At 57.0% G+C, this 21,270-nt stretch carries 21 protein-coding genes; 6 read left to right on the forward strand and 15 right to left on the reverse strand.

What is annotated here, in order from left to right:
• Nucleotides 1–82 precede the first annotated feature (82 nt).
• Complete coding sequence (gene hda / locus HXW73_RS09760) at nucleotides 83–787, reverse strand: DnaA regulatory inactivator Hda (protein ID WP_186252932.1); 705 nt, start codon at nucleotides 785–787, stop codon at nucleotides 83–85.
• Nucleotides 784–1,884, reverse strand: coding sequence for an AI-2E family transporter (locus HXW73_RS09765; RefSeq protein WP_186252933.1), 1,101 nt, complete (start codon nucleotides 1,882–1,884; stop codon nucleotides 784–786). Before HXW73_RS09765 ends, hda begins: the two co-directional genes overlap by 4 nt.
• A 195-nt stretch (nucleotides 1,885–2,079) precedes the next feature.
• On the opposite strand from HXW73_RS09765, the gene purM reads away from it, so the two are divergent.
• Together purM and purN are read left to right on the forward strand one after the other, a co-directional pair.
• Nucleotides 2,080–3,153 (forward strand): phosphoribosylformylglycinamidine cyclo-ligase, encoded by a 1,074-nt coding sequence (gene purM / locus HXW73_RS09770; RefSeq protein WP_186252934.1) that lies wholly within the window; start codon nucleotides 2,080–2,082, stop codon nucleotides 3,151–3,153.
• Nucleotides 3,150–3,884 (forward strand): phosphoribosylglycinamide formyltransferase, encoded by a 735-nt coding sequence (purN, locus tag HXW73_RS09775; RefSeq protein ID WP_186252935.1) that lies wholly within the window; start codon nucleotides 3,150–3,152, stop codon nucleotides 3,882–3,884. Before purM ends, purN begins: the two co-directional genes overlap by 4 nt.
• Before the next feature lie 70 nt (nucleotides 3,885–3,954).
• On the opposite strand, the gene dcd is transcribed toward purN, so the two are convergent.
• From dcd to cobA, 4 genes are all read right to left on the reverse strand, one after another.
• On the reverse strand, nucleotides 3,955–4,521 hold the full coding sequence (dcd, locus tag HXW73_RS09780) for a dCTP deaminase (RefSeq protein ID WP_186252936.1): 567 nt from the start codon (nucleotides 4,519–4,521) through the stop codon (nucleotides 3,955–3,957).
• Nucleotides 4,522–4,532: 11 nt separating this feature from the next.
• Nucleotides 4,533–5,333 carry an iron-sulfur cluster carrier protein ApbC gene (gene apbC, locus HXW73_RS09785; RefSeq protein ID WP_186252937.1) on the reverse strand — a complete coding sequence of 267 codons (801 nt, stop codon included), beginning with the start codon at nucleotides 5,331–5,333 and terminating at the stop codon, nucleotides 4,533–4,535.
• Nucleotides 5,334–5,477: 144 nt separating this feature from the next.
• Nucleotides 5,478–6,608 (reverse strand): kinesin, encoded by a 1,131-nt coding sequence (locus HXW73_RS09790; RefSeq protein ID WP_186252938.1) that lies wholly within the window; start codon nucleotides 6,606–6,608, stop codon nucleotides 5,478–5,480.
• A 161-nt stretch (nucleotides 6,609–6,769) separates the two neighbouring features.
• A complete protein-coding gene (gene cobA, locus HXW73_RS09795; protein WP_186252939.1) occupies nucleotides 6,770–7,576 on the reverse strand; it encodes a uroporphyrinogen-III C-methyltransferase in 807 nt (268 codons plus the stop codon).
• 294 nt (nucleotides 7,577–7,870) lie between these two features.
• Between cobA and HXW73_RS09800 the strand changes: the two genes are divergently transcribed.
• The 4 genes from HXW73_RS09800 (at nucleotide 7,871) to HXW73_RS09815 (ending at nucleotide 12,037) form a co-directional block, all read left to right on the forward strand.
• Complete coding sequence (locus tag HXW73_RS09800) at nucleotides 7,871–8,767, forward strand: GGDEF domain-containing protein (RefSeq protein WP_186252940.1); 897 nt, start codon at nucleotides 7,871–7,873, stop codon at nucleotides 8,765–8,767.
• A gap of 40 nt (nucleotides 8,768–8,807) precedes the next feature.
• The gene (locus tag HXW73_RS09805; protein WP_186252941.1) at nucleotides 8,808–9,146 is read left to right on the forward strand and encodes a 4a-hydroxytetrahydrobiopterin dehydratase; all 339 of its coding nucleotides are present in this window, start codon (nucleotides 8,808–8,810) and stop codon (nucleotides 9,144–9,146) included.
• A complete protein-coding gene (locus HXW73_RS09810) occupies nucleotides 9,147–10,337 on the forward strand; it encodes an amino acid aminotransferase (RefSeq protein WP_186252942.1) in 1,191 nt (396 codons plus the stop codon).
• 212 nt (nucleotides 10,338–10,549) lie between these two features.
• A complete protein-coding gene (locus tag HXW73_RS09815) occupies nucleotides 10,550–12,037 on the forward strand; it encodes an NCS2 family permease (RefSeq protein WP_186252943.1) in 1,488 nt (495 codons plus the stop codon).
• Here the strand turns inward: HXW73_RS09815 and HXW73_RS09820 are convergent.
• The 9 genes from HXW73_RS09820 to accD form a co-directional block, all read right to left on the reverse strand.
• A complete protein-coding gene (locus tag HXW73_RS09820) occupies nucleotides 12,024–13,313 on the reverse strand; it encodes an MATE family efflux transporter (RefSeq protein WP_186255979.1) in 1,290 nt (429 codons plus the stop codon). The genes HXW73_RS09815 and HXW73_RS09820 overlap by 14 nt on opposite strands.
• A 140-nt stretch (nucleotides 13,314–13,453) precedes the next feature.
• Nucleotides 13,454–14,038 carry a YceI family protein gene (locus HXW73_RS09825; RefSeq protein WP_186252944.1) on the reverse strand — a complete coding sequence of 195 codons (585 nt, stop codon included), beginning with the start codon at nucleotides 14,036–14,038 and terminating at the stop codon, nucleotides 13,454–13,456.
• Nucleotides 14,039–14,118: 80 nt separating this feature from the next.
• The gene (locus HXW73_RS09830) at nucleotides 14,119–14,664 is read right to left on the reverse strand and encodes a cytochrome b (protein WP_186252945.1); all 546 of its coding nucleotides are present in this window, start codon (nucleotides 14,662–14,664) and stop codon (nucleotides 14,119–14,121) included.
• A gap of 190 nt (nucleotides 14,665–14,854) precedes the next feature.
• Entirely contained in the window at nucleotides 14,855–16,054 is a 1,200-nt protein-coding gene (locus HXW73_RS09835; RefSeq protein WP_186252946.1) for an O-succinylhomoserine sulfhydrylase, read from the reverse strand.
• Nucleotides 16,055–16,082: 28 nt separating this feature from the next.
• Nucleotides 16,083–17,606: an amidophosphoribosyltransferase gene (gene purF / locus HXW73_RS09840; protein ID WP_186252947.1), complete on the reverse strand. Its 1,524-nt coding sequence runs from the start codon at nucleotides 17,604–17,606 to the stop codon at nucleotides 16,083–16,085.
• Nucleotides 17,607–17,668: 62 nt separating this feature from the next.
• Complete coding sequence (locus HXW73_RS09845) at nucleotides 17,669–18,217, reverse strand: CvpA family protein (protein WP_186252948.1); 549 nt, start codon at nucleotides 18,215–18,217, stop codon at nucleotides 17,669–17,671.
• Nucleotides 18,218–18,219: 2 nt separating this feature from the next.
• On the reverse strand, nucleotides 18,220–18,906 hold the full coding sequence (locus HXW73_RS09850) for an SPOR domain-containing protein (protein ID WP_186252949.1): 687 nt from the start codon (nucleotides 18,904–18,906) through the stop codon (nucleotides 18,220–18,222).
• A 21-nt stretch (nucleotides 18,907–18,927) separates the two neighbouring features.
• Nucleotides 18,928–20,202 (reverse strand): bifunctional tetrahydrofolate synthase/dihydrofolate synthase, encoded by a 1,275-nt coding sequence (folC, locus tag HXW73_RS09855; protein WP_186252950.1) that lies wholly within the window; start codon nucleotides 20,200–20,202, stop codon nucleotides 18,928–18,930.
• Complete coding sequence (gene accD, locus HXW73_RS09860; RefSeq protein WP_186252951.1) at nucleotides 20,195–21,217, reverse strand: acetyl-CoA carboxylase, carboxyltransferase subunit beta; 1,023 nt, start codon at nucleotides 21,215–21,217, stop codon at nucleotides 20,195–20,197. The genes folC and accD overlap by 8 nt, the downstream gene beginning before the upstream one ends.
• Nucleotides 21,218–21,270 lie beyond the last annotated feature (53 nt).

Consider the following 21,270-nt stretch of genomic DNA (forward strand, 5'->3'; position numbering starts at 1 on the left):
GCAGGACAGTCGACAATGACTGATGAGCCGCCAGCCCACCGCTGGTGGCTTTTTTTTGCCCGAGTTTATTACCAGACCCGTACTACCAGCCGAGTGCGGATTTCACAAACGGGATGGTTAATTTACGTTGAGCGGAAAGCGAGGCTTGATCCAGCGTTTCAAGCGCTCGGCAAAGCGCGCCAAGTTCGCGTGGCCCGCGATGTAGAATATAGCGGCCAACATCGTCGGGCAATTGCATCCCGCGGGCGTGGGCCCGTAGCTTTAGCGCCGCCAGACGATCATCGTCATTCAGCGGATGCAGATGGAACACCGTACCCCAGGTCAGCCGGGAAGCCAGATCAGGTAATACCACCTTCAATTGGCGAGGCGGCGCATTAGCGGCAATCACGAGGTGCTTGCCAGCATCGCGCAGGCGATTGAAGGCATGAAAAAGCGCCTCTTCCCAGCGCTTCCGACCTATCACCTGCTCCAGATCATCTATACAAACCAGGTCGAGCCGCTCGATATCTTCCAGCATTAATGGTGGAAAGTGACCTAACTCGGCCAGCGGCAGATAAAGGGCCCGCTTATCTCGATCGGAAGCGGCATGACAGGCAGCCTGCAGTAAATGGCTACGCCCTGAGCCCGGCGGGCCCCACAGATAAATGAAGTCCTCGCCGGTCTGCGTCCACTGTTGCTGAAGGCGGTCAAGCAATGCCGCGTTAGCCTCACCAGCGTAATAGTTATGAAATGTAGCGTCATCGCGCAAGCCCACCCCAAGGGGAAGCTGCGCCGGCACCTGGCTCATGAAGACTCCCTCTCATCGCCGATTGCGGGCACCTCTTGACTATCATCATTGTCATCGGCGTTATACAGCTCACTGCTCATATAACGATCCTTGGCCTCACGTAACAACACCATAATGACGGCCGCTGCGGGTAAGGCAAGCAACACCCCCGTCAGGCCGAATAAATTGCCCCCCGCGAGCACCGCAAAAATAACCGCGACCGGGTGCAGGCCTATTTTGTCGCCTAACAGCTTAGGCTGTAGGACAACGCTCTCCGCCACCTGACCAATCGCAAACACGGCCACGACACCCAGAAGCCCCCACCAGGTGCCAAACTGAAAAAGCGCGACAATCAGCGCAATGCACAGACCCAAAATAAAGCCAAGAAACGGCACAATACTCACCAGGCCGGAAACCACCCCGATCAACAAGCCAAAATCCAACCCCATCAGGGTTAACCCGCTCGCATAGATAATGCCCAGGCAGAGCATGACTAGCAGCTGTCCACGCAAGAACGACGCCAGCACTTCATCACAGCGCCTCACCAATCGGCCAACATCATCCGCCCACTGGCGCGGGATCAGGTTGGCAATATTGGTAATCAGGCGATCCCAGTCCAGCAGCAGATAAAACGTCACCACAGGAATGAGTGCTACGTAAGTGACCCACGATACAAAGGCCATCCCTGAGCGGCCTATCTGACCGAGTGCCTGGGCCAGATAGCCACCGGCATCGCGCCAATTCTCGACCAGCGTCTCGCGAACATTGACCAGTTCAGAACGTAGATCGTAACCGGTCCATTCGAACACCTGCGGCGCCAGGGTATTTTCCCCCCAGGCAAAGATCCCCGGCACGGCGTCACTTAACTGCTTCAACTGCTGAATCACGAGCGGAATGACAATCAGCAGGCTAACAACCAGCACCACCAGCAGCACACAAAAAACACTGCTGACCGCTACCGCACGGTTCATTCCCCAGCGCTGGAAGTGGTTGGTCAGCGGGTCCGCCAGATACGCCAGAATAATACCGGCAATAAACGGCATTAATACGGCATCCAGTAAATACAACAGCCCGAACACCAAAATTAATAGCAGGATCCCCCACCATGAATTGCGCATATAACTCCTTTAATGGCCACTGTTACGATAGCCTACTATGCCGGATATAAAGAAAAACCGCCTGCTTTTGTTAACGTCATACGCGAGCCGATGCGAGCCTTGCCACCGGGTGTTACAATCCCGTTCAATGATTGCCCGGCTCTGGCGGCGTACGCCAGCCACTATCGCACCGTACTTTGCTCCATAGGACCTGTCATGACCGACACCTCTTCTTCGCACGCCTCATCGGGACCGTCACTCAGTTATAAAGACGCCGGCGTTGACATCGATGCTGGCAATGCGCTGGTCGATCGCATCAAGCACGTTGCCAAGCGCACGACGCGCCCGGAAGTCATGGGCGGGCTTGGCGGATTTGGCGCGCTTTGCGAGTTACCTCAAGGGTACCAACAGCCGGTACTGGTCTCAGGCACCGACGGCGTGGGTACCAAGCTGCGTCTCGCCATGACACTCGGCAAACACGACACCATCGGCATTGATCTGGTGGCCATGTGCGTCAACGATCTTATCGTTGCCGGTGCTGAGCCCTTGTTGTTCCTCGACTACTATGCCACGGGTAAATTAAATGTCGATATCGCGGCGGACGTGGTCACCGGCATCGGCGCCGGCTGCGAACAGGCAGGCTGTGCCCTTGTCGGTGGCGAAACCGCCGAAATGCCCGGCATGTACGAAGGTGACGACTACGATCTGGCCGGTTTCTGTGTTGGTGTCGTCGAGAAAAGCGAGATTCTCGATGGCAGCCGTGTGTCGGAAGGCGACGTTTTGCTCGGTCTGGCCTCATCCGGGCCGCACTCAAACGGCTACTCGCTGATTCGCAAAATTATCGAGCACAGCAGCGCACCGCTGGATACCCAGATCGACGGTGTTGCTCTGGGCGATGCCCTGATGGCGCCGACGCGCATTTATGTCAAGGCCCTGCTTTCCCTGCTACGCGATACCGACCTATCGGTTCATGCGCTTTCGCACATCACCGGTGGCGGGCTGCTTGAGAATATTCCCCGCGTACTCCCCGACTCCCTCGCAGCACGCATCGATACCCAGGCGTGGACACGACCAGCGGTATTTGACTGGCTTCAAACCCAGGGAAATGTCACCGACAGCGAAATGTACCGCGTGCTGAACTGCGGTATCGGTATGGTCGTCGTCGTCCCTCAGGCTGAGGCCAGCCAGACAATGCGCCACCTCGAAGGCCAAGGCGAAACCGTGTATCGCCTGGGACAGATTGAACCACGCCAGCAGGATGCCGTGGTGTTGGAGAATTTACCGGCATGAGCAGCACCGACTACAACAGCGACACCCTGAAAGACATAACCCCCGATCCCACCATGCCACCCCGCGTTGTCGTGTTGATTTCCGGCAGTGGCAGCAACCTGCAAGCGCTTATCGAGGCGCAGTCACACGACCGTTTGGGTGGCGAGATTGTGGCCGTTATATCCAACGAGGCCGATGCCTATGGCCTTAAGCGCGCCCGTGACGCGGGTATCGATGCCGTTGCGCTGCCGCACCGGGAATACGATAGTCGTGACGCTTACGACGGGGCACTCATCAAGGTTATTGAGCGCCATGAGCCCGATGTCATCGTGCTGGCCGGTTTCATGCGCATTCTGACACCGCGCTTTGTGCAGCGTTTTCTGGGCCGGATGCTGAACATCCATCCCTCGCTGTTACCGGCTTATCAGGGTCTCAACACCCACGCTCGCGCGCTGGCGGACGAGGTCAAACAGCACGGTTGCAGCGTTCATTTCGTTACCGAGGAACTGGATGGCGGGCCGGTGGTATTACAGGCCGAACTCAATGTCGCTAACGACGATGACGTTGAATCGCTAAAGCAGAAAGTCCAGGCCCGTGAGCATCTGATTCTGCCCATCGCCGTGCAGTGGTTTTTACAGGGGCGCCTTCAATACAGCGGTGACGGCGCCACGATGGACGGCCACCTCTTGCCCCTCCATGGTATGCGACTGTCCCACGCCGACGCCGCCGAAGAGCTCGACGCGTCCGTCTAGGCAAGCCCTACGCACAAAAAACCGAGCGGCCAACACCGCTCGGTTTTTTTACGTAACAGACAGGCATCATTCAAGTACGCGGTAACGTCACGCCGCGCTGGCCCATGTACTTACCACCACGATCCTTGTAAGAGGTTTCGCACACTTCGTCAGATTCCAGAAACAGCATCTGTGCGACGCCCTCGTGCGCATAGATTTTGGCCGGCAGATTGGTCGTGTTCGAGAACTCCAGAGTGACGTGGCCTTCCCATTCCGGCTCCAGGGGAGTGACGTTAACGATGATCCCGCAGCGGGCATAGGTCGATTTGCCCAGGCATATCGTCAACACATTGCGCGGAATACGGAAATACTCCACCGTCCGGGCCAGGGCAAACGAATTGGGAGGAATGATGCAGACGTCGCCTTTTATGTCGACAAAGCTATTAGCATCGAACGCTTTGGGATCCACGATCGCCGAATGAATATTGGTGAAGACCTTGAATTCATCGGAGCAACGGACATCGTAGCCATAACTGGATGTACCGTAGGAAATCACCCGCTTCTCGTTAATATAACGGACCTGGCCCGCTTCAAAGGGCTCAATCATGGCATCGCTTTCAGCCATGCGCCGGATCCATTTATCGGACTTGATGCTCATTAGTTACGTATTCACTCGCTAAAGGAAATAGTGGGACTTTCTTTATTCTGTCCATCAACACTTTGCGCCACCCGCGTGGCAATCGCGGCAAACGTCTGGCTGACCGACCCCTCCGGCTCTGATACAACGCTTGGCCGCCCTGAATCGGTAAGCTCACGGATCGACAAGGTTAATGGCAAACGACCCAACACCTCGGTGTCATATTCCTCGGCAATACGGTCGCCACCGCCAGCACCGAATATCGGGGCTTCATGGCCGCACTTTTCGCAGTGGTAAAGGCTCATGTTTTCAACCACACCCAGTACGGGCACATTCACCTTACGGAACATCTCGATGCCTTTGCGCGCATCCAGCAGGGCGATGTCTTGCGGTGTGGTCACAATCACAGCCCCGGAAACGGCGACCTTCTGGGCCAGCGTCAACTGAATATCGCCAGTGCCTGGCGGCATGTCGATAAGCAGAAAATCCAGGTTATCCCACTGGGTTTGATTGAGCATCTGCTGGAAGGCGCCCACCACCATCGGCCCACGCCAGACCATGGCTTCACGGGTATTGACCATGAACGCCATCGACATGGCTTGCAGCCCATGGGCCTCAAGCGGCAGGAATTTATCCTCACCCGCTGCCTGCGGCCGCACACCCTCGGCGACCCCCAGCATTTGCGCCTGGCTGGGGCCATAGATATCAGCATCCAGGACGCCCACGCGGTAGCCTTGGGCGGATAACGCCAGCGCCAGGTTAACGGTAACCGTAGACTTGCCTACGCCTCCCTTACCCGAGGCCACAGCGATGATATGTTTTACGCCTTCCATTTAGACAGACTCCTCGTCTGGCGTTGAATCAATAAGTGCGGGAATCATACTCCTCGCGAGCCAAATCATAAACCAGCACCAAAAAAAGCGGGTGCTGACGTATCAGCACCCGCTCATCCAAGCTACGACGCTTCTAAAAAGTGCCTAGCTGGCTTCCTCTTCCTGATTGCCGCTTTCGCTGTCAGACGATGACTCTTCACTGCTGTCGTCACCGCTCTGGCTAGCACCTTCTTCACTACCGCCTTGATCAGAGCTTTGACCGGCATCGTTGGCAGCATCATCGGTACGTGAATCCAGCGTGGAGAGCTCATCACGCCAATCATTCAGCTGTGTTTCCAAGCGCTCCAGTTGCTCCTCACGGGTAGACACCTGATCTTCAATCTTGGCCAGCTCCTCGCGGCCCATTTCGATGGCGACCATGACATCTTCCATTTCGGTACGCACATCGCTCAGGCTGCTTTCCTCTTCTTCACGCAGCGCTTTCAGTGAATCGACCTCTTCTTGCAGCGCATCGCGCTCGCTGGCCGCGCTGTCACGCGCCTCTTGAACCTCATCGCGCTCAGACTCAGCATTGGCGATTTCTTCCTCGAGACCGGTCAGACGCTCATTGGCCTGTTCGATTTGCGTATTGACTTCATCCAGCGTTTCTCTTGCGGCGTCACGCTCTGCAACCGCCTGCTGACGTTCGTTGGCCGCTTCCTGACGGGCATTTTCTGCCTCTTGGCGCGCATCTTCAGCACTCTGACGGGCTTCTTCAGCTTCTTGACGCGCCTGATCAGCTTCTTCGCTGGCCTGCTGAACCTGATCACGCTCTTCGCGCAGTGTTGCCAGCTCGCTCTCCGCGTCGCTTACCTGCTGGTTCATCTCGTCAACATTGCTTTGCAGCGAGTCGCGCTCTTCTTGCAGTGACTCAAGCTCAGAACGCGTATCACTCACTTGCTGCTGGAGGTCTTCCAGCGCCTGCTGTTCCTCAGACTGCTGGGCTTCAAGGGCGCTCATTTCCTCCTGCAACGCCGATAGATCGGCTTCGGCATCGTCAACTTCGTTGAGCTGCTGGGTTAGCGATGTGTTTTCTTCCTCAACGTTTGACACCTGCTCTTCCAGCGCCGCGACACGGTCCCGGCTGGTGCCGACGTTTGACTGCGCCATGATCGCCCAGATCACCGCGATGGCGGCGATACCCGCAATCGCCTTCACGCGATTATCGCGGAACAGTGTCTTCATATCCGGCTTGCTATTGGTTGGCTTTTGATCGGTTTGCTGCTCGTCTGACATGTCGCCTCTCCCTTTGGTATTCGCTGCGCGTTACGCGTACCGGTGTTGGCTGCGCATTGGGCAGCAGACAGTGATAACTATCAGCCTGCTAGCTACCAGCATACACAGCTTAGAGTATCTAGCCACTCTGTCGATAAGACACTAGCGTTGATAGTTTAACGCTAGCCGCCAGAATCAGCAGGCGGCGTTGGATGCTTACCTTGGCGAAATCCCTTGGCATCGGTCTGATCCACGTCGAACCATGCCAGCTGTGCGTTCAATGACACCACATGACCGACGATCAACAGGGTCGGAGGCTTTATCTGGCCGGTATAGAAAGCATCAGGCAAGGCGTGCAAGCTGCCAATATGGGTTTGTTGCTGCTGTGTCGTGCCCTGCTCAATCAGCGCCAGCGGCGTATCTCCGGCCATGCCGTGGGCGATCAGTGCCTGGCAGATCACATCCACACTGCCCAGGCCCATATAAAACACCAGTGTCTGTCCCGGGCGCGCCAATGTCTGCCAGTCGAGGTCACATTCACCGTTCTTGAGATGGCCGGTGACAAAGCGCACCGATTGCGCATGGTCGCGGTGGGTCAGCGGAATACCTGCATAGGCCGCACAGCCCGAAGCCGCCGTAATACCGGGGATCACCTCCACAGGGACGCCAGCGGCTATCAAGGTTTCAAGCTCTTCCCCTCCACGGCCAAAAATAAACGGGTCGCCCCCCTTGAGTCGAACCACGCGATTTCCTGCCCGGGCCCAGTCCACCAGGGCCTGATTGATACCCTCTTGCGGAACGCTGTGCGACGAGCGTGCCTTGCCAACATAAAACTGCTGAACCGTTGACGGCAGTAGCGCCAGGATTTCATCGCTTACCAGGCGGTCGTGCAGCACCACATCGGCATGCTGTAAGCGCTTAAACGCCTTGAGCGTCAGTAACTCAGGATCCCCTGGCCCAGCCCCCACCAGGCTGACGCGTCCCTGCATGCAAGCGTCATCTTGTATAGACGTGCTGTGCGACAAAACACACCTCATCGGAATAAAAAGAATATTTTATATGCACAAACGTAATGCTTTTTGATCACATATGCCATCGGCAACGTTAAACCAACGTATTATATACCTTTTTAGTCTTAATGATTTTTTAGATATAGCAAAAAAATATGTAAATGTATCAAATTGTAGGAAATTGCTTACATTCTAATTACGTTTTTAAGGCTATCCTAGCTGATTGTTTTTGATGGCACCGCTTTCCAATGATACAGCTTCGGAGATTCACGCATGTCCGTGAATGATATCCCCTTATCGCTCAGCGCCGAGCAACTTATCAGGCAGATTCCTGGCGTCGTCTTTCAGCTCTTCCGGCACCAAGACGGCCATATCTCCATTCCGTTCATGGAAGGCGCGGGGGTGACGTCAGTGCCGATTGATCGCGACCAGCTGGCACAGGATGCCAACACGGCGCTCGAGCAGTTAACCAGCGCAGATTATCCGAAACTGATGTCAGCCATTGAACGCTCTGCCCAACGGATGCTGCCGCTAGCCACTCGGTTCCGCCTTGCGCCACCCGGACATAAAGCAAAGTGGATAGGCGTCAGCGCCACCCCCGAACCCATGCCAAATGGCGTTCGCTGGCATGGCATCATGATGGATATCAGCGACCAGGTCAGCGAAGAACAGCGGCTACGCAAGCTGTGCGACACCGACCCACTTACCGGCCTGCCTAATCGGCGCAAGCTAATGGTTCACTTGACCAACCTGGCATCGCTAAGCTCCCGGCACGGCACCCCGCTATCCATCATGATGCTCGACATCGACCACTTTAAACATATCAACGACCGTTGGGGGCATCTCCACGGTGATGAAGTCCTGAAACGACTGGCAACCCTGGCCCAATCGCTGCTGCGCAGCGAGGACATGATTGCCCGCCTGGGAGGTGAAGAGTTCATGGCCCTCTTGCCGCTTACCCCGGTCAAACAGTGCCATCAGTTGGCAGACCGGTTACGCCATCAAATTGCGGAACATGATTTCGGCATGGGCGTCGGCAAGGTTACTCTCAGTATCGGCGTCGCCGAGTATCGCTGTGGCGAACCCATAGCGAGCCTAATTGAGCGGGCGGATCAGGCGCTTTATAGTGCCAAAGATGTTGGTCGTGACTGCGTCTGCCTTCTATCCTGATAGGGCAAGCATTCAACATCCTTATCAAGGAGGTAGCCAAATGACGTCACTGGCCCAACAACAGTGTGAACCCTGCAGCGGCGATGCACTGCCCATGACTCGCAGCGAATGCGAAAGCCAGCTAAAGACCCTCCCCGAGTGGCGAATTGTCGATCACGATGGCATTATGAAGCTGTCACGTAGCTTTACGTTTGGTGATTTCGCCAACGCGCTGGCGTTCACACAGCGCGTGGGCGAACTGGCCGAACAGGCAGGCCACCACCCTGTGATCACCACCGAGTATGGGAAAACCACGGTCACCTGGTGGAGCCATGCGATTGACGGCCTGCACCAAAATGATTTCATTCTTGCCGCTAGAACCGACGAGGTAGCCGAATAAATGTTTGAGCATATTGAGCGAGTCCCCGGAGACGCCATTCTTGGGCTAATCGAAGCTTTCAAAAAAGACACCAATCCTCAGAAAGTCGACTTAGGCGTTGGCGTTTACCGCGATGCGCACGGCAATACGCCGGTAATGCGTGCGGTCAAAGAAGCCGAAACTCGCCTGCTCAAAAATGAAACCACCAAAACCTATATTGGTTCCCACGGCGCGCCCGCCTACGGAGGCGTCGTGCTGCCAATGGTACTGGGTGCCAGCTCGCCAGTGCTCGAAGCCAATCGTGCCAGTGCCACCCAATCACCCGGGGGCACTGGGGCACTGCGTTTAGCGGCTGATTTTATTGCCGCTCAACTACCCGACAGGGGCATTTGGGTCAGCGACCCCACCTGGCCCAACCACCATGGCATCTTTACCGCCGCAGGCATTGAGTTGCACAAGTACCCCTATGTCGATCCAGACAACCGTCTCGACTTTGACGGCATGCTGGGGGCGTTGAAGAAGATCCCTGAAGGCGATGTGGTCGTACTTCACGCCTGCTGCCATAACCCTACCGGGTTCGACCTTTCCCAGTCCCAGTGGCAGCAAGTGCTCGAGGTCGTTAAAGAGCGCCAGCTACTGCCGCTCATCGACTTTGCCTATCAAGGATTCGGGGAAGGCCTGGACGAAGATGCCTACGGTGTTCGGCTGTTTGCCGAGCAGCTGGATGAAGTGATCATCACCAGCTCGTGCTCGAAAAACTTCGGCATTTACTGCGAGCGGACCGGCTGCTTGATCATGGTGGCGAAAGACGCCGAGCAGATGGAAAACATCCGCTCGCAGGTCGCTATTGTCGCGCGGGAAAACTACTCGAACCCGCCCGCACACGGCGGCGCCATTGTCAGCGAGATTCTTCATGACGCTGAACTTTCCGCCATGTGGCGCGAGGAGCTGACCGAAATGCGCGACCGCATCAACACCCTGCGTCGCGATTTCGTCGAAGCCCTGAAGCCCTACGGGCTGGATGAGAAGTATGCCTGTGTTGCCGAGCAGCGTGGCATGTTCTCCTACACCGGCCTCACGCCGGAACAGGTCGACCGACTGCGCGACGAGTTTGGTATCTATATGGTGCGCTCGGGTCGCGCCAACGTGGCCGGTTTCTCCCAGGAAAACCTGCCCTACCTGGCGAAGGCAATTGCCGCGGTTAACGATTAACCCCCGCTGGCAAAATGCTCTCCAATGCCCAGGCTTGCCTGGGCATTTTTGTTTCTTGGGTACGTATTTAGGCCTGTGTAAAATCGCGCTTCGTCGCCAGCGCACGGAACTTATCGTGGTGTACCCCCGCAAGGCAGGCATTGACCGATCAGTCAAAGCAGCGGCACACTCTGCTTAGCCTTACGACAAAAACCCCTAACCCAGAGGCCTCCATGGCGACGCCACACTATTACCCCTGGTACAAGAAAGAAGACACCGACGCCTTCTTCGCTCTGTTTCAGAACAACATTGCGAATTTCGTCATCATTGCCATCACCATGCTGGGCATGGGTTTTCCTGCTTCCATTGTCTATGGACAAGTGCTGCCCGGCGCGGCGGTTGCCGTGATGGTCGGCAACTTTTATTACGCCTGGAGCGCCTCACGATTAGCCCGCAAAGAGCAGCGCTCGGATGTCACCGCCTTGTCCTACGGCATTTCCACGCCGGTCATGTTTGTCTTTCTATTCGGCGTTTTACTGCCCGCCAAGGAACTGACGGGGGATGTCACCCTCGCCTGGCAAGTGGCTGTGGCCGCCTGTTTTATCAGCGGGGCGATTGAAGCCGCCATCAGCCTAATCGGCCGCTGGGTGCAATATCATCTTCCGCGCGCCGCCATGCTGGGCGCCGTTGCCGGCGTGGCGCTGACCTTTATTGCCGGTGAAATGCTATTCAAAACGCTGGAAATGCCGGTGATTGGCTTGCTGGTACTGGCCATCATTATTGTCGGCTTACTTGCCCGGGTCAGCATGCCACTGAAAATCCCCACCTCCCTATTCGCGATCATTCTGGGCACAGCGATGGCTTATCTGATTGGCGATGCGGGTGGTGATCGCTTCAGCGACGCCTTCACCCACCTTGGCTTCTACCCGCTGCTGCCCAACCTGGCCTGGTGGGAAGGTTTGGGACTACTGGCCACCGGAATGCTCGCCATTCTGACCGTGGTGCTACCCATTACGCTGTATAACGCCATTGAAACCATGAACAACGTCGAGGCCATGGAAGCCGCCGGTGACAAGTACGACGTACGAGAATGCCAGGCGGTCGATGGTGTGGGCACCATGCTGGGCGCCCTGTTTGGCGGCGTCTTCCCCACCACGGTGTATATTGCCACCGTTGGGGCGAAGTGGATGGGAGCCGGGCGTGGCTATAGCCTGTTGAATGGCGCTGTCTACGCCATCGCCACCATGTTCGGGTTAATCGCCATGATCTCGGCGATTATCCCTGTCTCGGTGGTCGCCCCTATCCTGGTATTTGTGGGCATTTCCATGATCGCCACGGCGTTTCAGGCCAACGACAGCCGTTACTATCCCGCTGTCGCGCTGGCCATGCTGCCCTACTTTGCCAACTATGTGATGACACGCTTTAACCGCGGCGCAGAAGACATCGTCAGCGATATTTCCACGGCCATTGTGGCCGCCGGTCAGGGCGCCATGTTCATGGCCATTTTCCTGGGGGCCATGACGGTTTCCGTGATTGATCATCAGTTTCGGCGGGCGGCTATCTTCGCCCTGATCGCGGCGGCGTTCTCGTTTGTCGGCTTGATGCATGCCGCGGAACTGGGCATCAACGCAGCGCCCAATTTCAGCATGGGCTATCTGGCGATGGCACTATTGTTCGGCTACTTTGCGTTTCAAGAAACGCCGACATCTAATGCGCGTTAACCGCCGGCTGTCGATGCGGACGAGACAGAATGCGTCTCAGCAGTAGCCAGGCAACTAACCCGGCGAGCACATTACCTACGGCCGCTCCGGCGGCCAATCCCAACCATCCAGCCAGTTGCTCTCCCAACCACAGGCAGGGTAAATAGCACACAAACAAGCGCGCAGCAGACAGCAGCATCGCGCGTAATGGCCACCCCAGCGCATTGCCCGCCGAAACCACCAACATGCAGACCCCAAGTGCCGCATAGCTTGGCAGCATAAAGCGAATCAGCAGCACCAGCTCATCCTGCACATCCGGGTTGCCTGCCAGCGCCATGCCAAGCCAGGGCGCACCCAGCGCCAGCAAGATACCCAGGGTTAACTGCCAGACCACCGCCACCCCCAGTGCCAGGCGCAGGAGACGATGGATCTGGTCCCAATCACCGGCCCCATAGCAACGCCCCAGCCAGGGCGGCAACGACATCGTCATGGCTAAAATCACCATTAACGACAGTGTTTCCAGTCGGCTTGCCAACCCCCAGGCGGCAACTTGACTCTCGCCCAGGCCCGCCACCACCGAAATGGCCAACATGGCCGCCAGCGGCGGCATGAGCTGACTCACCATGGCAGGCGCGGCAATGCCCATGAAAGGCCGCCAAGACTGGCGACCTTCTTGCCATAGCCCTTCTCGCGCAGCCCAGCCACGTTTCCACAAACGGCCCCCAGTGACCAGCAAGCCAATGCCAAAGGCAATCGCCGTCGCCCAGGCGGCACCCGGCAGCCCCCAGCCGGGCCACGACCCCACGCCAAAGATCAGCACAGGGTCCAGCGCCAGGTTGATCAAACTGGTGATCACCATCATTTTCCCCGGCAGCCGGGTATCACCATGGGCACGAAAAACGCTGTAAACAAAATAAAGCAGCGCCCCCAGCCAGGCGGCTAAAAGCTGCGGTGGCCAATAGCTGCGCAAGTACCCGAAGGTGTTACTTTCGGCACCTAACAAACTGAATATAGGCATCTGAAAAACCCACAATAGTATGCCCAGAACAGCAATCACGGCACCACCGGCCATCAACACCAGGCTGCTCAACCGCTTGGCACGTGCCTTCTCGCCAGCCCCCAGCGCCCGGGAAATCAACGCTGCGATGGCGATTCCCATCCCCACCTGAATCCCGATGATCAGAAACGAAAGTGGAAAGGTGAACGACTGGGCCGCCAGTGGTACCGTGCCCAAGCGGGCAATAAAGGCGCTATCAACCAGTTGAAACCCAAGTAGCGACAACACCCCAATCGCCATCGGCCAGGTTTGCTGCCACAGGGTTTTGCCCAATCCAGTCGTTTGCTGAGTGCTAACCGCCAACACCTATACTCCTGTTGAATAAACGCAAAAAACGCCACCACCCCCGAAGGCGTGGTGGCGTTTTTAACCGCGCCGTATTACTGGCGAATACCTTCGAAGGTCACATAAAGCTCTAGCTCATGCATCGCTTCGGGGAACTCGCTCATATCAATGCCATAATCTTCCAGCGTGATCATGGTGCTGCCTTCAAAGCCAGCACGGTAGCCACCCCAGGGGTCCTCTCCTTCGCCCATCAGCGTAACGGGCATTTCAACTTCTTGGGTTTGGCCGTGAAGAGTCAGATCGCCAGTTACCACGCCCTCGTTGTCACCGGTCGACTCGAACCCTGTCGAGGTAAAGGTGGCAGTAGGATACTCGTCAGCGTTCAGGAAATCACTGCTTAAAATGTGACGGTCGCGCTCGCCATGGTTGGTGTTCAAGCTATTTACATCGACTTCTATATCGACAGACGATGCATCCAGATCATCGGCGTCGTAACTGAACTCACCAGAGAAGTCTTCAAAGCTACCCAGAATGTAGGAATAGCCCAGATGGCTGATCTTGAACTGTACAAAGGCATGCTGGCCTTCAGTGTCGATGGTGTAGTCAGCTGCCTGAGCCTGGCCCAGCGTGACGAGGCCTGCAGCGGCGATTGCCGTGGTCAGTACGGTTTTCTTCAACATGCTGTCACTCCTTTCTCGATTAAAAGCACCGTCTTGAAGGGTGCTCCTTGAAGCCATCCCGCTAGGGAAAGCCTGATACGTTAGCGCGATGTGGGTTTTAACATACGCCGTAAGGTGTCGTAACGATCATGAAAATGGTGCTTGAAGGCCGCCAGCGAATGACCCACGGCCAGCAACATCAACCCCCAGGCACTGTACCAATGCAGGTCACCGGCAATCACCGATTGCTGCGGAAGACCATGCACCAACGCAGGCACCACAAACCAGCCAAACACACTGACACCACTTCCGTCGGCGGTGGAGATCAAATACCCCGTGGTCATGACCACAAGCAGCGTTACATACAGCATGACGTGGCCCAGGTGCGCCAGCAGAATGGCAAGTCGGCTTCCATGTCCATGGGGCGTCGGCTGCGACCAACGCCAGATGATTCGCGCCAGGGTCGCGGCGAAAAGCAAAATGCCAATCGAGCGATGTACCCAGGGGCCTAGGTTGTACCAAGGATCGTAATACCCCAACCCGGTCATCCACCAGCCCAGGGCAAAGAGCCCGACAATCGTAATGGCGCTTAGCCAGTGCAGCGTAATACTGATAACGCCCCAGCCAGCCTGCGTGTTTCCCCACATCGGATATTCCTTTCTTGGACGCCCTCTTTAGGCGTGACATGAAAGTGATGATAGCGGCAAAATGGATTGTAAACCGCTGAAAAAAGCAGAACACACCATTCGTAAAAAACGTTGGACAACGCCTTTACACATTCAAGACGAGCTAAAAAAACCGGCCAATGGCCGGTTTCAGATCGCTTTTAGCAGGCGACTAACCCGCCAGCAGGGCGTCTAACCCTCTGGCGAGATCATTTTGAATATCCTGCTGGCTCTCCAGCCCTACCGCGACTCGCACCAGCCCCGGCGTAATGCCTGCCGCCGCTCTTTGCTCATCGCTCAAGCGACCATGCGTCGTGGTAGCGGGATGCGTAATGGTGGTTTTAACATCACCCAGGTTACCGGTAATCGACAGCATGCGGGTCGCGTCGATCACTTCCCATGCGCCCTCCTGGCCGTAGAGCACCTCGAACCCAAGGACCGCGCCAAAGCCATCTTGCTGCTGTTTGGCGAGCTCATGCTGCGGGTGATCAACCAAACCGCTATAGAATACCTTGTTGACGGCTGGGTGGGCATCAAGCCACAGGGCAAGGGCCTGCGCTTGTTCGCAGTGAGCTTTCATACGTAGCGAGAGCGTTTCCAACCCTTTGGTAAATATCCAGGCGTTGAACGGGCTCATGCATGGTCCACAGGTACGCACGACGCCAAACACCTCTTCCAGCACGTCGTGTTGGCCGACCACGGCACCCCCCACCGCACGCCCCTGCCCATCGAGGTACTTGGTCGCGGAGTGAATCACCAGATCGGCACCCAAGGCGATGGGCTGCTGAAGCGCCGGCGTTAAAAAGCAGTTATCAATCGCAAGCCAAACATCATGGCGTTTAGCCAACGCTGACAACGCGGCAATATCGGCCACTTCAGACAGCGGGTTCGACGGCGTTTCAGCAAACAGCAAGCGTGTGTTGGGAGTAATCGCCGCTTCCCAGGCCGCCAAATCAGAAAGCTCCACATAGCGCGTGGTAATGCCAAACTTGCCGAAATATTTATCGAACAGGCTCACCGTTGAGCCAAACAATGAACGCGAAGCGACGATTTCGTCGCCTGCCGATAGCAACGCCAGCACCGTTGACAGGATGGCAGACATCCCCGAACTGGTGGCTACGCAGCGTTCGCCGCCTTCCAACGCCGCTAACCGGCGCTCAAAGGTATGCACGGTCGGGTTGGTGAAGCGGGAATAAACGTTGCCAGCCTCGTGACCACCAAACTTGCGCGCTGCTTCAGCGGCGCTGTCATACACGAAGCTGGACGTGGGAAAAATCGGCTCCGCGTGTTCCTGCTCAAAGGTACGCTCGTGTCCCGCTCGAATCGCTAGCGTTTCTAGCGACCACGCGTCTTGCTGGCTATCATCATGCATGGGCTAGTCTCTTATTCAAACACACCATTTAATCGTCCAGGTCGTCGTCATCCTGATTATGCATATCGACCAGGGCATGGTCACCGGCGCTCTGATCCTTGGCCAGGTCGTTACGGCTGGCTTCCAGCACCGCCAGGTAGGCATCGTCAATATCACCCGTGACGTAGTTGCCGTCGAACACCGAACAGTCAAAGGCTTCCAATTCGGGATTCACTTCACGGCAGGCATCTTTCAAATCTTCGATATCCTGGTAGAAGATCCGGTCGGCACCTATCAACTCGCCGACTTCTTCTTCCGTACGCCCATGGGCAATCAACTCAGAGGCCGCAGGCATATCGATGCCGTAAACGTTGGGATAACGCACCGGCGGGGCCGCAGAGGCAAAGTAGACTTTTCGCGCCCCAGCATCGCGGGCCATCTGGATAATCTGCTTACAGGTGGTGCCACGCACAATCGAGTCATCCACCAACAGCACATTTTTATCTTTAAACTCGATGTCGATGGCATTCAGCTTCTGGCGCACCGATTTCTTGCGCTGGGTCTGCCCCGGCATGATGAAGGTTCGGCCGATATAGCGGTTCTTCATGAACCCTTCGCGGTAGGTAACGCCCAAATGCTGCGCCATTTCCAGCGCCGAGGTACGTGACGTATCAGGAATCGGAATCACCACGTCGATATCGTGATCGGGCCATTCATTCAGCACCCGATCGCCGAGCTTACGCCCCATCTGCATGCGGGTGCCATAGACATAGGCGCCGTCGAGAATCGAATCGGGCCGCGCCAGATACACGTGTTCGAAAATACACGAGCGCAGCTGAGGACGGTCAGCACACACCTGGGTATGCACATTGCCCTGCATATCGACGAAGATCGCTTCACCCGGCGACAAATCCCGTTCAAGCTCAAAGCCACCCACATCCAGAGCCACTGACTCGGAGGCGATCATGACATCCTGGCCGTTTTCTTCCTGGCGCGTACCAAACACCACCGGCCGAATGCCGTGGGGATCACGAAACGCCACCATGCCAAAGCCATTGATAATCGCAACGGCTGCATAGCCACCCTGGCAACGACGATGCACCCGACGTACGGCATCAAAGATATCCTCGGCTTCCAGATGCAGGCCCTGCTTGCCCAGCTCGTGGGCAAACACGTTGAGCAGCACCTCGGAATCCGAACTGGTATTGATATGGCGAAGATCCGTCGAAAACAGCTCCTGCTTGAGCTGTTCGGAATTCGTCAGATTGCCGTTGTGGGCAAGCGCGATGCCATAGGGGGAATTGACATAAAAAGGCTGCGATTCGGCCTCGCTGGAGGAACCGGCAGTAGGATAACGGACGTGCCCGATACCCAGGTTGCCTTTCAAACGCGCCATGTGCCGCGTATGAAACACATCGCGCACCAGGCCGTTACTTTTGCGCAGTAAAAAGCGTCCCTCGCTCCAAGTCATCATCCCGGCAGCGTCCTGGCCGCGATGCTGAAGAACGGTCAGGGCATCGTAAATACCCTGATTTACCGCTTGCTTGGCCAGAAGGCCGACGATACCGCACATTCCCGTTACCTCGCTTGATGCTGGCTTAACCTACGTAAGCCGGTACATGTCAGATAAAGCTATCAAAGTTCACGCCCCTGGCGTAAATCCGGCAGCGTGATGTCGTTGAGTGTGGACGGCGCTTCGGGAAGTTCGCCGCCCCATTGATCCAGTTGGTTGATCGCGTAATTGCGCAATTCGATAAAGGTGGGGCGTAGCGTTGCCTGCTGCCAAGCCTGAAGCTCTGAAAGTGGCGTCAGCATAATCAGCACGGTCACCACCAACAGAATGACCGCCCCACGCGCGACACCAAACGCCGCCCCAGCAAAGCGGTTGAGCAACCCCATGCCGACCCATTCGACCGCCGCATGCACCAATCTAATAACAATGCCGCACAGTAGGATGACCGCAAAAATCACTAACGCAAAGGCCAGCACCAACCGCGCGTCAAAACTGTCAATGAAACCGCTCATCAGCTCGGCGACGGGCTCGGCCAGTATCCGAGCCACCATCAGGGCAATCACCCAGGCCGCCAACCCCAGCGCTTCACGGACAAAACCGCGCACGAACCCTGCCAGCATCGACAGGGCCAATACAGCTAAAAAGGCGGCGTCTATCCAGGTGAGCGCCATGATTATTCCCGAACTCGAACCAGCAGGCCTTGTACATTGGCACGCTGTTTAACATCGCTCATTGCCGCCTCACCCTCTTCCGAGGTAGCGAAGGGCCCGACATAGACGGTTGTCATATCATTGTCGCGGTCGCGTTGGTAGACAGCAAAACCCTCGCCGCTTAACTGTTCACTCAAGCGTCGAGCGTTATCAGGGTTGCCGAAGCTGCCCACCTGAACCGCCCATTCGCCGGCTGGGTCAGCCTGCGAAGTCGACTCAGTCTGGTCGTCAGCGGGTTGCTCTTCAGACGTATCACTCACTGACTGACTATTTGAAGCAATCAGGTCGGCTATTGGATCGCTCTGCCCAGTCGTTGGCGATTCGTCAGCCTGCGCTTCATCTGAGGCGCTATCATCATTGCTTGTCAGTTGATCAGTGTCTGGGCTGGCGGGGTCCACTTCAAGCGGCTCGTCAGTTGCCTGGACGGCCGCACCCGGGTCTACCTGCTCGGCGGGGTCGCCAATCGAGTCAGGGCGCTGTGGGGCGTCAACCTCACGGCGCTCGACTTCCACCGGTTGCTCAATGACAAAATTCGGTTGGGGACGCTCTTCTCGAGGCGCTGGGTCACTCATCAGCCACGGCACGATGATGGCCAACAGCGCGAGCAGGATGACGATACCGCTGATCCGTTCCGTTTTACCGTATTTCATATCCCTCTCCATCAAGCGATGCTACGCCTGTGGCAATGGCTGCGCCGATAGCGCCGCCACCGTAAAAAAAGAGCCTGTCGCCAGCACACGATCATCCGGGCCCAGCCGCGTCGCCAGCCATTCCGCTCCCGCCATCGGGGATGCCGCGCAATGATGCACGCGTCCGCCTTGGGCTGCAATCCGCTCGGCGAGTTCAATGGCCTGACGGCCGCGCTCACCGTCAAGGCTCACGCACACCCAGTCATTAATACGTGATGATAGCGCGGCGATCACGCCATCGGCATCTTTATCGCTTAACATGCCGATGAGGCCCCACTGGGTCGCGCCTGCGGCAACAGGGGGCAGGTGGTGCGCCAGATAATCCGCCGCGTGGGGGTTATGACCCACGTCAAGACACCACTGACCGCGCCATTGCATGCGCCCGGGCACCACCAGATGGGTCAGGGCCGTCTGGGTAGGGTATGCCGCAAGCACAGTGCCAGACAGCACCAAGGATTGCAGCGCCGTCGCGGCGTTGTCCATGGGCAGACCTGGGTCAGGTAAGGCATCAAGGGTCAGCGCATCGCCTGCGGCGGTGTGGCCCTGCCAGCGCCAGCAGGCCGACGCTGGGTCGGTTGTATGCTCGAAGTGACGTCCGAGTTGATAAACGGGGGCTGACAAGGTGTCGGCGATATCCGCCACACTCTCTGGCAGATCGCGGCTGCCCAATACGGCAGGCCGTTGCGAGCGAAAGATACCGGCTTTCTCTCGCCCTATCTGGGCAATATCGGTACCTAAAAAATTGGCGTGGTCCTGGGCAATGGTCGTGACGATCGCCACATCGGCATCGACGATATTGACGGCATCAAGACGCCCGCCAAGCCCCACTTCAAGCACGGCCAGGTCAAGCGGCTGCTGGCACAGGCACCAGAGGGCACATAGCGTCCCGGCTTCGAAGTAAGTCAGGCTAACCGCTGGTGCGGCTAGCCTTGCCTGCTCGACGACTTCAAAGCCTGCGACCAGTTGCTCATCACTCGCCATGCAGCCGTCAATCTGAACGCGCTCGTTGTAGCGCAGCAGATGGGGGGACGTATAGGTCCCAACCCGCTGACCGTGAGCGCGCGCCACGCTATCGATAATCGCCAGGGTCGAGCCCTTGCCGTTGGTACCCGCAACGCTGATGACCCGCTTGGCAATGGGGCGTTGCAATAGGCCCATTCGCTCAGCCACCTGACTGACCCGGTCCAGCCCCAGTTCAATACCCACCGGGTGGAGGGTTTCCAGATGGTCAAGCCACTGTGCCAGCGTTTTAGGCATTGCGAGAGGAATCGTCGCGCTTGCCAGCCTTCGATTGGCTGCTACCGTTAATCGCCTCGATCCACTCTGGGTCTTCCGCCTGCTCGGCCACCTGGGGTTCGTCGACCACTGGCTCGAACACCAGGGGCTCTTCTTCAGGCTCAGGCTCACTACCAGCCAGTGGCTGGTGGGTCAGCTTGCGGAGAATGCCGCCAACGCGCTCGCGCATATCGTGACGATGCACAATCATGTCCACGGTACCGTGCTCAAGCAGGAACTCGCTGCGCTGGAAGCCTTCCGGGAGAGTTTCGCGCACGGTTTGCTCAATGACCCGTGGGCCGGCAAAACCGATCAATGCATTAGGTTCAGCAATATTCAGGTCGCCAAGCATCGCAAGCGATGCAGAGACGCCACCGAATACAGGGTCGGTCAGCACCGAGATATATGGAATGCCTTCTTGCTTGAGCTTTTCAAGCGCGGCCGAGGTTTTCGCCATCTGCATCAGCGAGAATAGCGCTTCCTGCATGCGCGCCCCGCCAGAAGCGGCAAAGCAAATCAACGGTACGCGAGATTCAAGCGCCAGAGTCGCTGCGCGTACGAACTTCTCGCCAACCACCGCCCCCATGGAGCCGCCCATAAAGGTGAACTCGAACGCCACGGCCACCACGGGCAAGCCATTCAACTCACCGCGCATGGCAACCAGCGCGTCTTTTTCGGAGGTTTCTTTTTGCGCTGCGGCCAAGCGGTCCTTGTACTTCTTGGAATCACGGAATTTCAGCCGATCGAACGGCTCAATCTCAGCGGCGATCTCTTCGCGGCCGGATTTATCCAGGAACCAGTCCAGGCGTTTGCGAGCCGTCAAGCGCAGGTGATGACCGCACTTGGGGCAAACACTTTGATGCTTCTCTAACTCGGGAAGATAGAGAACGGCTTCGCACTTAGGGCATTTACGCCAAAGACCGTCGGGAACGCTAGCGCGACGGTCCTTACGCTGGATACGCCCCATGGAGGGCACAATCTTATCTAACCAGCTCATATCAAAAAGACTTCCGTTGTACGTCAACGCTTGGCGGGACCAAGCTTGATGAA

It is taken from the genome of Halomonas sp. SH5A2 (assembly GCF_014263395.1).
Taxonomy (GTDB): Bacteria; Pseudomonadota; Gammaproteobacteria; order Pseudomonadales; family Halomonadaceae; genus Vreelandella.

Excerpts from the sequence above, each read along its gene's own strand:
- hda (WP_186252932.1), bottom strand. The coding sequence starts at position 787 with ATGAGCCAGGTGCCGGCGCAGCTTCCCCTTGGGGTGGGCTTGCGCGAT.
- HXW73_RS09765 (WP_186252933.1), bottom strand. The coding sequence starts at position 1,884 with ATGCGCAATTCATGGTGGGGGATCCTGCTATTAATTTTGGTGTTCGGG.
- purM (WP_186252934.1), top strand. The coding sequence starts at position 2,080 with ATGACCGACACCTCTTCTTCGCACGCCTCATCGGGACCGTCACTCAGT.
- purN (WP_186252935.1), top strand. The coding sequence starts at position 3,150 with ATGAGCAGCACCGACTACAACAGCGACACCCTGAAAGACATAACCCCC.
- dcd (WP_186252936.1), bottom strand. The coding sequence starts at position 4,521 with ATGAGCATCAAGTCCGATAAATGGATCCGGCGCATGGCTGAAAGCGAT.
- apbC (WP_186252937.1), bottom strand. The coding sequence starts at position 5,333 with ATGGAAGGCGTAAAACATATCATCGCTGTGGCCTCGGGTAAGGGAGGC.
- HXW73_RS09790 (WP_186252938.1), bottom strand. The coding sequence starts at position 6,608 with ATGTCAGACGAGCAGCAAACCGATCAAAAGCCAACCAATAGCAAGCCG.
- cobA (WP_186252939.1), bottom strand. The coding sequence starts at position 7,576 with ATGCAGGGACGCGTCAGCCTGGTGGGGGCTGGGCCAGGGGATCCTGAG.
- HXW73_RS09800 (WP_186252940.1), top strand. The coding sequence starts at position 7,871 with ATGTCCGTGAATGATATCCCCTTATCGCTCAGCGCCGAGCAACTTATC.
- HXW73_RS09805 (WP_186252941.1), top strand. The coding sequence starts at position 8,808 with ATGACGTCACTGGCCCAACAACAGTGTGAACCCTGCAGCGGCGATGCA.
- HXW73_RS09810 (WP_186252942.1), top strand. The coding sequence starts at position 9,147 with ATGTTTGAGCATATTGAGCGAGTCCCCGGAGACGCCATTCTTGGGCTA.
- HXW73_RS09815 (WP_186252943.1), top strand. The coding sequence starts at position 10,550 with ATGGCGACGCCACACTATTACCCCTGGTACAAGAAAGAAGACACCGAC.
- HXW73_RS09820 (WP_186255979.1), bottom strand. The coding sequence starts at position 13,313 with ATGGCGATTGGGGTGTTGTCGCTACTTGGGTTTCAACTGGTTGATAGC.
- HXW73_RS09825 (WP_186252944.1), bottom strand. The coding sequence starts at position 14,038 with ATGTTGAAGAAAACCGTACTGACCACGGCAATCGCCGCTGCAGGCCTC.
- HXW73_RS09830 (WP_186252945.1), bottom strand. The coding sequence starts at position 14,664 with ATGTGGGGAAACACGCAGGCTGGCTGGGGCGTTATCAGTATTACGCTG.
- HXW73_RS09835 (WP_186252946.1), bottom strand. The coding sequence starts at position 16,054 with ATGCATGATGATAGCCAGCAAGACGCGTGGTCGCTAGAAACGCTAGCG.
- purF (WP_186252947.1), bottom strand. The coding sequence starts at position 17,606 with ATGTGCGGTATCGTCGGCCTTCTGGCCAAGCAAGCGGTAAATCAGGGT.
- HXW73_RS09845 (WP_186252948.1), bottom strand. The coding sequence starts at position 18,217 with ATGGCGCTCACCTGGATAGACGCCGCCTTTTTAGCTGTATTGGCCCTG.
- HXW73_RS09850 (WP_186252949.1), bottom strand. The coding sequence starts at position 18,906 with ATGAAATACGGTAAAACGGAACGGATCAGCGGTATCGTCATCCTGCTC.
- folC (WP_186252950.1), bottom strand. The coding sequence starts at position 20,202 with ATGCCTAAAACGCTGGCACAGTGGCTTGACCATCTGGAAACCCTCCAC.
- accD (WP_186252951.1), bottom strand. The coding sequence starts at position 21,217 with ATGAGCTGGTTAGATAAGATTGTGCCCTCCATGGGGCGTATCCAGCGT.